Raw genomic sequence first — 14,317 nt, forward strand, 5'->3', positions numbered from 1 at the left:
CGATGCGACGCTAGCGGCCGACCCCGGCTCGGGGACGGTTCCGGGGACGGACGGTCATCCGCAGGGTGCGCGGCCGTACGGTGAGCCGGGCGACCTGGCGGATGACCTGGCCCTCGGAGAGCTCCAGCCGTACCGAACGCAGCATCGTCGCGAGCGCCGTGACCATCTCGGTGAGGGCGAAACGGTCCCCCATGCACTTGTGCTTGCCGTCCCCGAAGGGCACGAACGCGCCCGGCGGAGGCTCCTGAGCGGCGTCGATCCACCGGTCCGGGTCGAAGGTGAGCGGGTCGGGGAAGCGCTCGGGGTCGCGGTGCAGGGCGTGCTGGCAGTAGGCCAGCTCGGTGCCGGCGGGCAGCGTCCACTCGCCGAGCCGGGTCTCCTCGGTGGTGCGGCGGGTGACCAGCCAGCCGGGGTGGTGCAGCCGCAGGGTCTCGGTGATCACCCGGTTCAGGTAGGGCAGCCGGATCACGTCGTCGAAGGCGACCGGCCGTTCGCCGAGGACCTCGTCCAGCTCGGCCAGGACCCGGGCCTCGATGCCGGGGTTGCGGGCGAGCTCGTACAGGGTCCAGGCCAGCAAGGACGCGGTCGTCTCGGTGCCTGCCACGGCCAGGAGGAAGATCTCGGAGCAGATCTGATGCCCGGTCAGCGGCTCGCCGGTCTCCTCGTCGATGGTGCGCAGCAGCATGGAGAGCATGTCCCCGGTGTCGTGCCCGGAGGCCTGCAGTTCGTCGACGGCGGTGTTGATGGTGGCGCGCACCCCGGCCCGGGCCCGGTCGAAGCGGCGGTTGAAGGGCAGCGGCACGCGCTCGGCCCAGTCGGGCAGCATCATGCGCAGACCGACGCCGCTCATCACCACCGACACGTCGCTGCGCAGCCGGCGGAAGACGGCGTCATCGAGGCTGCCGGCGAACACCGTCTTGGCCAGCATGTCGAGACTGAGCCCGACCATCGCCTCGTGTACGTCGAGGAGCCGCCCGCGCTCCCAGGCGGCGACGGTGGCCGTCACCTCGGCGCGCATGAGGTCGACGTACCGGCTGATCTCGGTGTGGGCGAACGCGGGTTGAAGCTGGCGGCGTTTGCGTACGTGGTCGCGGCCGGTGGCGGTGACGACGCTGTCGCCCAGCAGCTGGCCCAGCTTGTCGTAGAGTCGGCCCTTGTCGAGGGTGGGCCCCAGGCCCTTGAGCATCTGGTGGATCAGGGCCGGGTCCTGGACCACGATCGTGCGCGTCCCGGGTTGCAGGACGATCTCGACGAGTGGTTCCCCTGTCTCGCGCAGCGAGTCGATGAAGCCGAGGTTGTCGCGCATCTTCAGAGCGTGGCCGATGAACGGAAACGATCCTGCGGCTCGGGGTATGGGGGGACGCGCAGTGGACGTCACGGGTCATCCCTTCACGTCACGGCAATCATGGACGCCCCTATGACTTCCCTGAACATTCCCCAATGCAATCCTGTCATGAACGTGTCCTGCGCCACGCGGGACGCGCTGGACGTCGGCGCCGTCCACGCCACACTCGGCTTCGACCTCCAGCGCGTCAACGACGGCCACCCGCGCTTCCCTTGCCCGCCACGTACGTCGTCGACCGCGACGGCACCATCCCCTGGGACTTCGTCGACACGGACTACACGACCCGCGCCGAACCGGCCGACATCCTCGCCGCCCTCGACGCGCTGCACTGAGACTGGTCTCGACGTGAGGGCTGGACCGGCCCAGCCCTCACCACAGAAAACGCCCGCGACCCGCTCAACTCGCCGCTGCTGCCGCCTCCTCGCTGTCCCTCGCCCCTTCGGCCGCCCGGAGCCTGGCGTCCTGGCGATCAAGTCGGCTCACTACCGGGACCGTCATGACCGTGGTGACCAGGGCGCCGAGGACCAGCGCGGTGAACAGTTCCTCGCTGACGATGCCGGCCGCCAGGCCGATGTTGAGGGCGATCAGCTGCATCAGCCCACGCGCATTCATCAGGGCGCCGACCCGGATTGCCACCGGGCCGGTTCACCGCGCTGCTGGGCCGCGGCCCAGCAGCCGCCGAACTTGCCGACCACCGCCAGGACCACCGCGGCCGCCCCGAACGCCGTCACGGACGGGTCGGAGAACACGTCGAACCGGGTGTTGAGGCCCGAGTAGGTGAAGAACATCGGCACAAACACGACCTGGGTGACGGACTGCGTTGTCCGTACGAGGTGTTCGGACGACTCACCGCGCGGCATGGCCATGCCCATGCAGAACCCCCCGAAGACGGCGTACAAGCCGATGACGTCGGTGAACCAGGCCGCGCAGAACAGCCCGGCGACGGTGAAGAGAAGGCGGGTGTCGTCGCCGAGGCCGGGCCGGCCCGCGATCCACACCAGCAAACGACGGCCCAACAGGAACAGGACGGCTACGAACAGCAGGGAGCCACCGACCGCCTTCAGAACCGGCCCCGCCTCGCCCTTGGCCACGCTCAGCACCCCCGCGAGCAGGATCCAGGCGACGGCGTCGTCCGTGGAATGCAGTACGCCGAGAGGCTGTCCGACCGGCAGGCTGCCGAGGCCGTGCGGGCCCGGATCGACTGGAAATACCTGCTGGGCCTGGACCTCGACGACAGCGGGTTCGACCACTCGCTGCTGGCCCGGTTCCGGGCCCGGCTGATCGCGCACGGTCTCGAAGAACGCGTCCTGGAGGCGGTGTTGGAGGTCGCCGCGGGCCAGGACCTGCTGCGCCGGGGCGGACGCCAGCGCACCGACTCCACCCGAGTGGTCGCCGACGTGCGCCTGCTGAACCGGATGGAGTTCGTTGCCGAGACCCTGCGGGCCGCGCTGGAGGCGCTCGCCGCTGCCGCACCGGACTGGCTGGAGCAGGCCCTGGCCGAACGGGAGACCAACTGGCTGGGCTGGTACGGGGAACGCGTGGACTCCTGGCACGGCCTGCCCGACGACCAGGACCGCGACAGCTGGCTGCGCCAGGTCGGCGAGGACGGATTCCACCTGCTCACGGCCGCCTGGCGCCCCGATGCCCCCGACTGGCTGCGCCGCGTCCCCGCTCTGGAGACCCTGCGCCGGGCCTGGGTGCAGCAGTACCACCACGGCCAGGACGGCGTTCGGACCCGCGAGGCAGAGGACCTGCCACCGGGGCACCAGCGGCTGGCCAGCCCTTATGACACCGAGGCGCGCTACGGCACCAAGAAGACCACCGGCTGGACGGGCTACTGCCTGCATCTGACCGAGACCTGCAACGACGACGCACCCCGGCTGATCACGGACATCGCCACCACCAGCGCCGCCGAAGGAGACGACAGCCAGGCCCTGCCCGGGATCCACACCCGTCTCGCCGCGCGGGAGCTGCTACCCGCCGAGCAACTCGTCGACAGCGGATACGTCACGGCTGGAACCCTGGTCGCCGCCCGCCAGGAACACGGCATCGAACTTGTCGGCCCCGCCCGCCCCGTCGCCGGCGGCGATGGCCACGAGCGCTTCGGCCACGACCACTTCCGGATCGACGACGCACAGCGTCAGGCGATCTGCCCGGCCGGCCGGACCAGCATCTCCTGGGCGACCACCCGCAGCAGCCGCCGCACGCGTGTGCCCTTGGTCCAGATCCGTTTCGACGCGGCGACCTGCCGCGACTGCCCGCTGCGCTCGCAATGCACGACAGCGGGCAACGGCAAGTGGGGGCGGGCACTTACCCTGCGCGAGCCCGCCCAGAGAGCGGCACTCCAGCAGCGACGCCGCGAGCAGACCACCGACGCCTGGCGGGAACGCCACCGCCCACGTGCCGGGATCGAGGCCACCGTCTGCCAGATCGTCCACCGCACCCACGCACGCCGCAGCCGCTACCGGACCGCCGCTGCCACCCACCTGGACCACTGCCTCGCCGCGACCGCCGTCAACCTCATCCGGATCGAAGCCTGGCAGCAAGGCCACCGCCCCCGAGCACACCCGCACCACCCACTTATGCCGCCTCCTCGCCCACCCCTCGAAATGAGAGATCAGCAACGGGGTCCTTCAGGGCGAAGAGCATGTCAGTCGTTGCGTGCCGTTTCGGGTCCCGTGATCCGTCTGAGCAGCGGCATCGTGGACGCGATGACCGCCAGCGAGGCGAGGAGCCCGGCGAGCACGATCGCGTAGTACTGGATCCCCGGTGCCTGGATCGAGTACCTGAACTGTGCCTGCACGAACAGTTGGGCAGCCAGGAAACCCATCCCGATCGCCACCACGGCGACCGCCAGGAGCGGAACCGCGCTCTCCAGAAGGACTACCCGCCGCAGCACCCCGAGCTGAGTGCCGGTCAGCCGCAGCAGGCTGAAGGGGCGCTTGCGGTCGCGCAAGCCCCCGGCCACGCTCACCGCCAGGCTGCAGCCGGCGATGGGGAAACTGACCAGGATGACCACGTTGGCCAGTTGCTGGTATCCGGCGAGTTGTGCGCCGCTTTGGGCATGGTTCTCGCGGACGGTCCAGGGGACGTCGTGGTCGGGATACGTGTTCGCGAGGATGGTGCGCGCACGTTCGATCGCCGACGTCGTCCCGTCGGTGGCCACGACGATCTCCTGGACCGGGAGGCGGGCGAGGCGTTGGGCGGAGATGTCGGCGGCGGGCCATGCCGAAGGCCAGTGCATCCAGTAGTACGTGCCGAAGCTGCCGTAGTTCTGGGGGACCGACGCCGCTTGGGCTCCGGAGGTGCATGCGTTGTTCGCCGGCATCCTCGCGAGCTCCGTGCACGAGGCCAGGCCGGCGATCGGTGGGGTTCCGCCGCCTTGTCGGGCGTGCATGGCCGGGTCCGTGGTGCCGAGCGGGTTCGTGCGGATCATCAGCACGCCTTTGACGCCCGGCACGGAGTTCAGGTCGTCGAGCGCGGCCTTCGAGAGCGGGGGCACGCTGCCGAGCGGACGTCCGGTAGCTCGGTTGAAACCTTCGGTGTAGTTGGCGTCCAAGGCGCCGGCGACCGCCCGGCCGGCCTGCGGGATGCTGCGCTCGGCGTTCAGCGAGCCGATGATCCCGACGGCCGCGCTGGTGACGCACAGGGCGAGGACCAGCCCGCTGACCGCGCGGAAGCCGGCTTTCGGGTCGTCCGCGAGCCGCCGGCCCGCGACGAGCAGCGCGGGCCGGCTGGTCTGCCGGGCCAGGACGCGGGCTCCGGCCATGGTCAGCCAGGGGCCGGCGATGACGAGTCCGGTCAGGACCAGCAGGATTCCCGGGACGAAGACCCAGATCTGGCCGTTGGTGCTCCTGGGCACCCGGCCGATGGTGTACGAGAGTTCGGCGATGCCGGCGGCCAGTGGGATCAGCCGGTAGACCCGCGGCGGGCGTGGCGTGACGCGCCGGGTGACCCCAAGCGGGGAGACCTGCACGCAGCGCAGGGCGATCCGGGCCGCGATGGCGGCCCCCACCGGGACGGCGACGGAGACGAGGAGGATGTCGCCGGTCCGGAGCGTGAGGTCGCTGGCGAAGTAGGGCGTCTGCGTGAGGTTGACCAAGGCCAGCTGTGTACGGAACAGGTAGAGGAGGCCGAAGCCGAGGGCCGTGCCGACGATCGCGGCGACCGTCGATTCGACGGCGGAGAGCATCGAGATCTGCCGCGGTGTGGCGCCCACCAGGCGCATCGCGGCGAAGCGCTGCTCGCGGCGGGCGGCTGCCAGCCGGGTGGCCGTGCCGATGAGGATGAGCACGGGGAAGATCAGGGCGGTGCCCGCGACGGAGAGGATGAGCTTGACGCCCCTGTTGTCGATGCCCGCCCTGACCGTGCAGTTCGTGCCGTTGCAGCTGCTGGGAGGCGCGGTGGTGATCGTGGTGACCTGGGTGGCGTCGTGCTGTTTCGCGAGTTGGTCGGGGCGGTGGCCGATGACGATGAGCAGGGAGTCGGGGCCCGGGAGCGCCGCCGTGCCGACCGTGCCGATCTGGTGGCCTGGGTAGCGGTCGGCGAGTTCGGCGGCCGGAGTGGAGTGGAGGAGCTTGTCCAGGGCCGGTGAGGCGTAGAACTCTCCCTGTCCGGGAAGGCGTGAGAGTCCTGGTGGGACCGGGGAGTTCGGGCCGGTGGCGGCGACGTCGACACGGCCGATGGTTTTGCCGTCGAAGTGGTCCGCCCTGAGCAGCCACCACAGCGGGTCGGTGTCTGAGTTTGCTGTCGACCGGCTCGATGTCCTCGTGCCGGAGCCGGTGTTGAGCCAGGCGTTGCGGCTGTTCTGGGTGGCGGTGGCGTTGATGGCAGCCAGGATGCTCAGCAGCAGGCCGACGCCGAGAGCGACGGCGGCCGCGATGACGGCGAGGCGGGCGGCGGCCTCCCTGCCGCCGCTCAGGGTGAGGCGCAGGCCGAGGCGGATCACGAGGTGAGCCGTTCGACGAAGAGGGGTGTGACCTTGCCGTCACGGACGATGACTTCGCGGTTCGCGAAGGCGGCCACCCGCGGCTCGTGGGTGACGAGGACGACCGTGGTGCCCTCCTCCCGTGCCGAGGCGACCAGCAGGTCCATCACGTGCTCGCCGGTGAGCGAGTCGAGCGATCCGGTCGGCTCGTCGGCGAAGAGCACCGTGGGCCGGGACACCAGGGCGCGGGCCAGGGCGACACGCTGTGCCTGTCCGCCGGAGAGTTCGCCGGATCGGCGCCCCTCGAGACCGTCCAGGCCGAGCCGCCCGAACCACGATCGGGCCTCGGCCAGCGCGCCCGCCCTGCGGGACTTGGCGAGCAGCAGCGGCAGGGCGACGTTCTCCTCGGCGGTCAGCTCGGGGACGAGCTGACCGAACTGGAAGACGAAGCCGAACCGGTCCCGGCGCAGCGTGCTGCGTTCGGGCTCGCCCTGGGTGTCGACGCGACGGCCGTCGAACCAGATCTCGCCGGAGTCGGGGACGAGGATCCCGGCCAGGCAGTGCAGCAGCGTGGACTTGCCGGAGCCGCTCGGGCCGGTGACGGCGAGGATCTCGCCGGCGCGAGCGGAGAGGTTGGCGCCCTGCAGTGCGGGCGTCTGCCCGAACGACAGGACAGCATCGCGTGCTTGCAGGAGGAAGACTTCGTCCGAAGTCATGAGCGCACCTCCGCTGTCAGAGCGGCGAGCCGTGCCACGGTCTGGTCCATCCACCGCAGATCGGCCTCCAGGTGGAATACGCCGTGATCGGCGAGCAGGGTGTCGATGGTGCTGCCGGTCCGGCGCAGTTCGGTCAGCTCCCTCATCCGCTCCATGTGGGCGGCGCGCTGGATGTCGAGGTACACGCGGGGGTCGCGCTCGAGCAGCACCGCCAGTACGACCTTGGTGAACAGCACCGTCTGCAGGTGCGGTTCACCCGCGACCGGCTCGGTCAGCCAGGTCTCGACCTGCGTGACCCCCAGCTCGGTGATCACGTAACGCTTACGGTCAGGCCCCGAACCGGGCCCGGTCTCGCCGACCTCGACCTTCCCGTCACGGGCGAGGCGCCCCAGGGTCGAGTAGACCTGCCCGGCGGGCAGCGGCTTGCCCCGGCCGAAATAGGTGTCGTAGTCGCGCTTGAGGTCGTAGCCGTGGCTCGACTCCCGTTCAAGGAGTCCGAGGAGTGCCAGAGGAACAGTCATACCTCAGTATCTACACTCAGTATCTAGCTGGCGTCAACGGACGGCTTGACCTAGCTGACAGTCGATCTACACCCCGGGCAACCGTCCACAACCAGCACGAGCACCGGACAGCATCCGCCGGCCGACCGTCGCTGTCTTCAGTAGTCCCGCACTGGTATCAGGCTCGCGTGCCGCGCCGAGTTGTCGGCAACAGGAAGCTGCGGCGTTCGTCGTCGGTGAGTCGGCGGAAGACCCGGGACCGGGCACGCCTGAGCAAGGTCTCCATATCCGTGGTGGGTTCCCAGACTCTTATGCTGCGGTCTCGGGAGGCGGTGGCCAGGAGTGAGCCATCCGGATGCCATGCCAGACCATTGACCTGGTCGTCGTGGACCCCCACGACGGTCAGCTCCCGGCCGTCGTCCGGGTTCCAGAGCCGTACCGTGCGGTCCCAGGACACGGTGGCCAAGTGCCGCCCGTCAGGCGACCAGGCGACGCCTTGAACGCGTTCCTGGTGCCCGGTCATGGTGACGAGCTCGGCACCGCTGAACGGGTCCCAGAGACGAATGGTGCGATCCCGGGAGCCGCTGGCGAGCCGACGGCCATCAGGAGACCAGGCGACGCGCCATGCGTAGTCCGTGTGCCCGTGCAAGGTCGTCACGGCCGTTCCCCGGCGAGCGTCCCAGACATAGAGCGCCTTGTCGGTCGATGACGTGGCCAGGAAGCGGCTGTCGGGCGGCCAAGACGGTTACCGCGGTGGCCCGGGAACTCGGCATCAGCTCGGAGTCCCTGCGCGGCTGGTACCGCAGGGCCAAGGCCGACCGGGGCGAGGGTCAGAGTGGCGAGCTGCCCAGCGCCGAGCGCGAGGAACTGCGACGGCTGCGCAAGGAGAACCGCGAACAGCAGCACACGATCGAGGTCCTGAAAAAAAGCGACCGCCTTCTTCGTGAACGAGAACGACCGGTGAGCGAGTTGTACCGGTTCATCCATGCGGAGAAGGCGAACTACCCGATCACCCTGCTGTGCCGGCTGCTGCACGTGACCCCGCTCCTCCTCCTACGCCTGGCGCGAGGGCGAGGCCGCCCGCCGCAGGCGCCAGGACGCCGACGACGCACTCGCGCACGAGATCACCGTGCTGCACCTCACCTCCCGCCGCACCTACGGTGTCCCGCGCATCCACGCCGAGTTGCGCCGCCTCGGGCGACGGGTGAACCGCAAGCGCCTGGCCCGCGTGATGCGCGAGCGTGACATCCGCGGCGTCACCCGCCGCAGGCACCGCTCACTGACCCGTCCGGACAAGAAGGCGAAGCCGGCCCCGAACCTGATCGGCCGCGACTTTCATGCCGATATGCCCGGAACCAAACTGGTCGGCGACATTACCTACCTGCCCATCGCCGAGGGCTGGCTCTACCTCGCCTGCTGGCTGGACCTGGCCACCCGCGAGGTGGTCGGCTATGCCATGGCTGACCACCACCGCGCCGAACTCGTCGTCGACGCCCTGGACATGGCCCACGGCCGGGGCCACCTGCAGCCCGACTGCGTGATCCACAGTGATCGCGGAAGCGAGTACAGATCGACCCAGTTCCGCGCTCGAATACGGGAGTTGGGACTGCGCCAGAGCTGCGGGCGCACCGGATCATGCTTCGACAACGCCGCCGCTGAAAGCTTCTGGGCCCTACTCAAGGAGGAGATCGGCACCCGGACCTGGCTCGACCGGGCCACCGCCCGCGCCGAGGTCTTGAACTACATCGAGACCTTCTACAACCGCCGCCGCCTGCGCAAGCACAAGATCTTCGGCTACCTCACCCCAGCTGAGACCAGGCAGCGGCAACAGCACGCCCTCGCGGCATAACCATCGAGTGTCCAAGGTTACGGGGAAACTTCAGATCTTCTCTGCACCATGTCGACCTCCGCTGTTGCCCGATGAACGCTCGCCCTGGCAAGAATGCGAGTTCCTGGGCCGCTATCTGTTCAACATCAGGGCCAGCGGCTCCGGCCAAGGCCAGCGGCCCCTTCCGGGACCCTGCCGCCGTTGAAGACGACGAAGGTTGACGGCCGGCACTCCACCCCTTCCGGGCACGAGCTCAAGCGGGCGGCGCGACCAGGGACCGCAGGCCGATGAGCATGATGCCGTTGGGGGCAACAGAATCAACATCACGCTGATAAAATTCGACGCTGTGTAGACTTTCTGGCAGAAGGAGCGGTCCAGCTCCTCGCTAGACCTTTCTGGAGGAGTAGTGCAGCAGCAGAAGTGGCTCATCACCGGCGTCAGCACGGGCCTTGGACGTGCCGTCGCCCAGGCCGCCCTAACTGCCGGGCACACCGTCGTCGGCACGGTCCGCTCCGAGGAGGACCTGCGGGCCTTCGAAGGGCTCGCACCCGGGTACGCTCACGGCCGGATCCTGGATGTGACCGACGACGCCGCCGTCTCGCGTGTGATCACGGAGGTGCAGCGGAGCGTCGGCCCCCTGGACGTCGTCGTCGCCAACGCGGGCTACGGCCTGGAGGGCACCTTCGAGGAGACGCAGCTGGCCGAGGTGCGGCGGCAGTTCGAGGTCAACGTGTTCGGGACGGTGGCCACGCTGCAGGCGGCCCTGCCCCACATGCGCCGGCGCCGCCGCGGACACCTGATGGCCGTCACCTCCATGGGCGGGCTGATGGCCGTGCCCGGCATGTCCGCCTACTGCGGCAGCAAGTTCGCCCTGGAAGGCATCCTCGAGGCGCTGGGCAAGGAGGTCGCGCAGTTCGGGATCCACGTGACGGCGATCGAGCCCGGGTCCTTCCGCACCGACTGGGCCGGACGGTCCATGACTCGCGCCGCGCGGTCCATCGACGACTACGACGACCTGTTCACCCCCATCCGTGAAGCGCGGCAGAAGGCCAGCGGGAACCAGCTGGGCAATCCGGCCAAGGCCGGCGACGCCGTCGTGCACATCGCGTCGGTCGACCGGCCGCCGGCCCACCTCGTCCTGGGCTCGGACGCGCTGCGACTGGTCACCGCCGCGCGCACGGCCGTGGACGAGGACATCCGCGCGTGGGAGACGCTCTCCCGCACGACCGACTTCGCCGAGGGCGCTCAGCTCTGATGCCCGCCCACCACCCCGCACGGAGCCGACGCACCACCAAACGCAAGGGTGACGTCCGGGAGCGGGCCATCCTCGACACCTGTGAAGCCCTGCTGGCGCAACAAGGCTATGACGCCATGACCGTCGGCGACATCGCGCAGGGCGCCGGCATCACCCGTGGCGCGCTGTACTTCTACTTCGGCTCCAAGCAAGAAGTCGTCACGGCGCTCGTGGCCCGGACCGTGGAGCACCTGTGGGAGCGGTCCCGGGCCACCGCGCAGACCGACGAGCCGCGCCAGGCCATCGCGGCGGCCATGCGGCGCACGGTCGAGCTGTGGAACGAGCACGGTCTGGTCATGCGCACGGCGATCGACCTGTCGTTGACCGTGCCGGAGATTGGTGAACTGTGGAGCCACACAGCCGACTTGTTCATCACGGCCATCACCGCCGTCCTGGAACGAGCCGGTGTCGAGGCCGGCACCGAACCGGAGCAGGCGTCGGCGATGGCACGCGCCCTGTGCTGGATGATCGAACGGACCTTCTACCACGCCTCGCAAGAGTCCCCCGAGGAGTTGCAGACGGCATCCTCGACCTGCGAACACATCTGGCTGATCAGCGCCGGCCTGATCACCTGACGCATCTGGTGTGGACGGTGAGGTGCGAAGCAAAACCCCCTGACTCCGAGGCCCACCGTCCAGGCACTCCACCAGCGGAAATCCCGCGAGGCACAACGTCCTCTCCCAGCGCGATCAACGGCGCGGCGCCAGCGCCTCCGAGCAGCGGGTCCTGGCCGCGGCCCGCGCCTTCCTCCGCCAGCAAGACCACCTCCCCGCCGCGGGCGCGGGCCGGGCCATCTTCTATCCCCCTCCCCCGAGCCCCCGCCGCAAACGCAAGCGATCAGGCCGACCGCGCGAGGTCCCCAAGCCGCAGCCGCCGCGCCGGCAGCAATCCCCGAAGGAGGCCCTGGAACAACATCTCAACGGCGCACGCCAGGAGCGCCGTGAGCGCCGAGCGGCGTTACGGGAAGTCCGAAGCATCCTCCTCCAACTCAACGGCGCAGCCGACATATCCACCGCCGAGGAACGCCGACTGATCAAACAGCTGACTGCAGCTGGCAGCGCAGTCGGCAGCTCGCTCTCGGGCAGCGAGCGGCGCAAGGCCAACGCCTGGATCGAAAAGCAGCCGCCCCAACCACACAAGGACGCCCCGCGCGCGCAGAAGAAGCCCCCCGCACAACCGGTCTCACCGCCGCGAGCTTGAACCCGAGGTGCTGGAATCAGCGGCCTCGGCGGTGCGCGGCGCCCTCAAAAAGGCCGCCCGGGCCCAGATCACCACCAGCTGGGGGCAACTGGAACGGCAGCTCGGCTCCGCGCTGCCCCGCACGACACTCGCCGACCGCGTCCAGATCCTCACCGTCGTCGACCAGGCCACGCCCGCCGACCAGGCACTGCTGTCAAGTCTGGTTGCTGCGGGAGATCCCGACATGACGACGTCCTACCGCGAGGTCGCAGCTGCACTGGGCCTGGACGTGCCCGCGGATGACGACGATCTGCGGGACGTCCTCGACGCTGACGTACAGCAAGTCCACAGCTACTGGCACCACCGGTAATTCCGCTGGTCAGGACGGGAGGTGCGCACTGACCAGCAGCGTGTCGGCGGTGCGTGTTCCTTCGGTGGCGGCGGGGAGCACGTTGACGGTGATCTCGGTGAGTCCGGCCTCGTCGAGCAGCTTGGTCCACACTTGCTCCTGCAACACCCAGCGGCGCATCGTGGCCTCCTGACCGTGGGGTCTTCGACGACACATTGGCTGCGACCACATCCGGCTGGGCTGGCGGCCCGCTCAAGTAGTGGGCGAGCGTGGCGAACACCAGCCGCCCGCGCGGCCGCAGCGCGGCGGCCGCCGCCGGAAGCAGCTCGTGCGGGTCGGTGAAGTCGACGGCGCCGTAGACGCTGTACAGCACGTCGTACGTGCCGCGCATCGCGTGCAGGTGAGACACCACGTCGGAGTGCACGATCTGCAGGCGCGGCGCGAGATACCCGTACAGGTCGGTCGCCAACATGGCGTACTCGGCGCGTGAGGCGTCGACCGCGGTGACCCGGGCTGGCTAGTGCTGAACCGCCAGGTGCGCGGCGTGCCTTGCAGCCCCGGCGCCAAGGTCACCCACACGGCGACCGACCAGGCCGCCCAAGACCTCCGCGCCGGGTCCGAACTCCTGCCCCCACGACCAGTAGAAGCCGTCCGGAACAGTACGGTCACTGGCGGCGCGTGCACGGCCATAGTGGTGCCAGAGGTCTGCGGTGCTGGTGGTCACCCGGCCATCCTGGCGGCTGCGGCCCGGCGGCGGGCGGCTTCGACGACATCTCACCCGGGCGCATGCCGAGGGCCCCGGACGGCGGCATGTCCGGGGCCGGTGTCTGGGCGGTGAGCGCTTCAGGGCTATCGGCGCGCGATGAGCCAGTCGAAGAAGAAGGCTGCGCCTGCAACCCCTCCGCCGCCCGCCAGCACTGCGAGGGAGCACTGGTGATTGGCGACGAAGGTGAGAAGACCTGCTGTCGCACCCACGAACACCGCAGCGAGCAGGATGACCGCGGTGCGTAGGTCGAGCCCCTGAGAGCTCGGCGTCCTTGGCATACTTGGGGGTATCCCTTCAAGTTGGCAGGCCGCACTGGCCTACGGACTGACTGGGGTGGGCGGCGCTCACGCAGTGACTCCGGCAGAGGGCCGCGTGGGCGTCGCGTCCATTCTCGCTGCACAGCCAACTCGCAACCAGTATGCGCCCTGACATTGAACACCATTGAACGGGTAGAGAGCCTCTACCTGCGAAATCTCTTGCACGCAGGTTGAAGACAGGGTGATACTGGGTTGGCTCATTGCACATTTTTAGACGCCGTTGAACAGGAGCCAGAGTGCCGCGCAACTCGTGGATGAACCTCCCAGAGGGGCCCACACGCAGGTTCTTCGCAAGCCTGAACGATCTTTGGTGGAGCAAGGGCGCTCCACCCGGCAGGCGCATCTCCTCCGAACTGGAGGCCAGCGAGGTCTACGTGAGTCAAGGGACCGTACAAAACTTGATCAATGGACCCCGCCTCCCGAAATGGGAAACAGCGGCCGCTGTTGTCCACCACCTGGGCGGGGACCACGAGGCTTTCCTGTCTCTGTGGCGCGTGGCAGCCCAAAGCACTCTGCTGGCAGCTCGACAGGAACCGTCCGGAGGATCACCTCACAGCGGATCCGGCAATACTTTGCCGCCCACCATGAGCCCTCCTGACCACTCCGCGTCTGCGGTGGACCTTCTCGATCCCTCGGCGCTCGAAACAGAACTCCGAGAGCTGCGCCTCCGAGGGTTGACGCGCAGCACGGTGGAATCACTGCCTGGCTTGGCCCTCGCCGTGGTGAAGGTACTTCCCCAAAGCAAGCGTGAAGGCATGACCAGAGCAACCACAGCGCGGGAACTTCTGCTGCGAGCAGCCAGGCAACTCGACCCTGTCCAACAAAGAGCGGCTACGGCCCTGTTCGGGCTGGAAGGTCCCGAAAGGGACCTTCCAGCGTCCGAGCGTCGCAAACGGGCGGCGTACGCATACGGGGTCACCGTTGAGCGCTTCCGCAAGAGCCAAGAGCGGCTGATCATTTCGCACCTGGCTGAGATCATTAGTGTTCTTTGCGTCAGCTCCCGTGTGCACCAAGCGACGGAACCTGCTCTGGAGTAACGGCAGAACTCTGCGTTAGCCTCGATCTTGCATGAGGGTCCATCAGCAAGCTGATGGAC

At 69.0% G+C, this 14,317-nt stretch carries 10 protein-coding genes and 5 pseudogenes; 7 read left to right on the forward strand and 8 right to left on the reverse strand.

The window, feature by feature from the left end; all coding sequences use genetic code 11:
• Positions 1-10: 10 nt before the first annotated feature.
• Positions 11-1,378, reverse strand: a complete 1,368-nt coding sequence (locus ACWC09_RS26020) for a cytochrome P450 (protein ID WP_450852997.1) — start codon at positions 1,376-1,378, stop codon at positions 11-13.
• A gap of 117 nt (positions 1,379-1,495) precedes the next feature.
• On the opposite strand from ACWC09_RS26020, the pseudogene ACWC09_RS26025 reads away from it, so the two are divergent.
• Positions 1,496-1,677, forward strand: a pseudogene (locus ACWC09_RS26025) (AhpC/TSA family protein); the annotation flags it as partial.
• 64 nt (positions 1,678-1,741) lie between these two features.
• On the opposite strand, the gene ACWC09_RS26030 reads toward ACWC09_RS26025, so the two are convergent.
• Positions 1,742-1,939, reverse strand: coding sequence for a hypothetical protein (locus tag ACWC09_RS26030; RefSeq protein WP_450852998.1), 198 nt, complete (start codon positions 1,937-1,939; stop codon positions 1,742-1,744).
• Positions 1,940-1,956: 17 nt separating this feature from the next.
• Entirely contained in the window at positions 1,957-2,436 is a 480-nt protein-coding gene (locus ACWC09_RS26035) for a cation:proton antiporter domain-containing protein (protein WP_450852999.1), read from the reverse strand.
• Positions 2,437-2,484: 48 nt separating this feature from the next.
• Between ACWC09_RS26035 and ACWC09_RS26040 the strand changes: the two genes are divergently transcribed.
• Positions 2,485-4,101, forward strand: a complete 1,617-nt coding sequence (locus tag ACWC09_RS26040) for an IS1182 family transposase (protein WP_450853000.1) — start codon at positions 2,485-2,487, stop codon at positions 4,099-4,101.
• Here ACWC09_RS26040 and ACWC09_RS26045 read toward each other — a convergent pair.
• The 4 genes and pseudogenes from ACWC09_RS26045 to ACWC09_RS26060 form a co-directional block, all read right to left on the reverse strand.
• Positions 3,996-6,293: an FtsX-like permease family protein gene (locus tag ACWC09_RS26045; protein ID WP_450853001.1), complete on the reverse strand. Its 2,298-nt coding sequence runs from the start codon at positions 6,291-6,293 to the stop codon at positions 3,996-3,998. The two genes, ACWC09_RS26040 and ACWC09_RS26045, sit on opposite strands and share 106 nt — an antisense overlap.
• Complete coding sequence (locus ACWC09_RS26050; protein WP_450853002.1) at positions 6,290-6,988, reverse strand: ABC transporter ATP-binding protein; 699 nt, start codon at positions 6,986-6,988, stop codon at positions 6,290-6,292. Before ACWC09_RS26050 ends, ACWC09_RS26045 begins: the two co-directional genes overlap by 4 nt.
• The gene (locus ACWC09_RS26055; RefSeq protein ID WP_450853003.1) at positions 6,985-7,509 is read right to left on the reverse strand and encodes a PadR family transcriptional regulator; all 525 of its coding nucleotides are present in this window, start codon (positions 7,507-7,509) and stop codon (positions 6,985-6,987) included. Before ACWC09_RS26055 ends, ACWC09_RS26050 begins: the two co-directional genes overlap by 4 nt.
• 157 nt (positions 7,510-7,666) lie before the next feature.
• Positions 7,667-8,224: pseudogene (locus ACWC09_RS26060) on the reverse strand (WD40 repeat domain-containing protein); the annotation flags it as partial.
• Here ACWC09_RS26060 and ACWC09_RS26065 point away from each other — a divergent pair.
• The 5 genes and pseudogenes from ACWC09_RS26065 to ACWC09_RS26085 form a co-directional block, all read left to right on the forward strand.
• A pseudogene (locus tag ACWC09_RS26065) lies at positions 8,194-8,319 on the forward strand (hypothetical protein); the annotation flags it as partial. The pseudogenes ACWC09_RS26060 and ACWC09_RS26065 overlap by 31 nt on opposite strands.
• 223 nt (positions 8,320-8,542) lie before the next feature.
• Positions 8,543-9,337: pseudogene (locus ACWC09_RS26070) on the forward strand (IS3 family transposase); the annotation flags it as partial.
• A 385-nt stretch (positions 9,338-9,722) separates the two neighbouring features.
• Positions 9,723-10,571, forward strand: a complete 849-nt coding sequence (locus tag ACWC09_RS26075) for an oxidoreductase (protein WP_450853004.1) — start codon at positions 9,723-9,725, stop codon at positions 10,569-10,571.
• Positions 10,571-11,185, forward strand: coding sequence for a TetR/AcrR family transcriptional regulator (locus tag ACWC09_RS26080; protein ID WP_450853005.1), 615 nt, complete (start codon positions 10,571-10,573; stop codon positions 11,183-11,185). The genes ACWC09_RS26075 and ACWC09_RS26080 overlap by 1 nt, the downstream gene beginning before the upstream one ends.
• Before the next feature lie 632 nt (positions 11,186-11,817).
• On the forward strand, positions 11,818-12,159 hold the full coding sequence (locus ACWC09_RS26085) for a hypothetical protein (protein WP_450853006.1): 342 nt from the start codon (positions 11,818-11,820) through the stop codon (positions 12,157-12,159).
• 9 nt (positions 12,160-12,168) lie between these two features.
• On the opposite strand, the pseudogene ACWC09_RS26090 reads toward ACWC09_RS26085, so the two are convergent.
• Positions 12,169-12,862, reverse strand: a pseudogene (locus tag ACWC09_RS26090) (methyltransferase domain-containing protein).
• Positions 12,863-14,317: the final 1,455 nt, after the last annotated feature.

Source organism: Streptomyces sp. NPDC001617 (genome assembly GCF_053596855.1).

Bases quoted from the DNA above. Each gene is read 5' to 3' on its own strand.
- ACWC09_RS26030 (WP_450852998.1), bottom strand. From the start codon at position 1,939: ATGCAGCTGATCGCCCTCAACATCGGCCTGGCGGCCGGCATCGTCAGC.
- ACWC09_RS26040 (WP_450853000.1), top strand. From the start codon at position 2,485: ATGCAGTACGCCGAGAGGCTGTCCGACCGGCAGGCTGCCGAGGCCGTG.
- ACWC09_RS26050 (WP_450853002.1), bottom strand. From the start codon at position 6,988: ATGACTTCGGACGAAGTCTTCCTCCTGCAAGCACGCGATGCTGTCCTG.
- ACWC09_RS26055 (WP_450853003.1), bottom strand. From the start codon at position 7,509: ATGACTGTTCCTCTGGCACTCCTCGGACTCCTTGAACGGGAGTCGAGC.
- ACWC09_RS26080 (WP_450853005.1), top strand. From the start codon at position 10,571: ATGCCCGCCCACCACCCCGCACGGAGCCGACGCACCACCAAACGCAAG.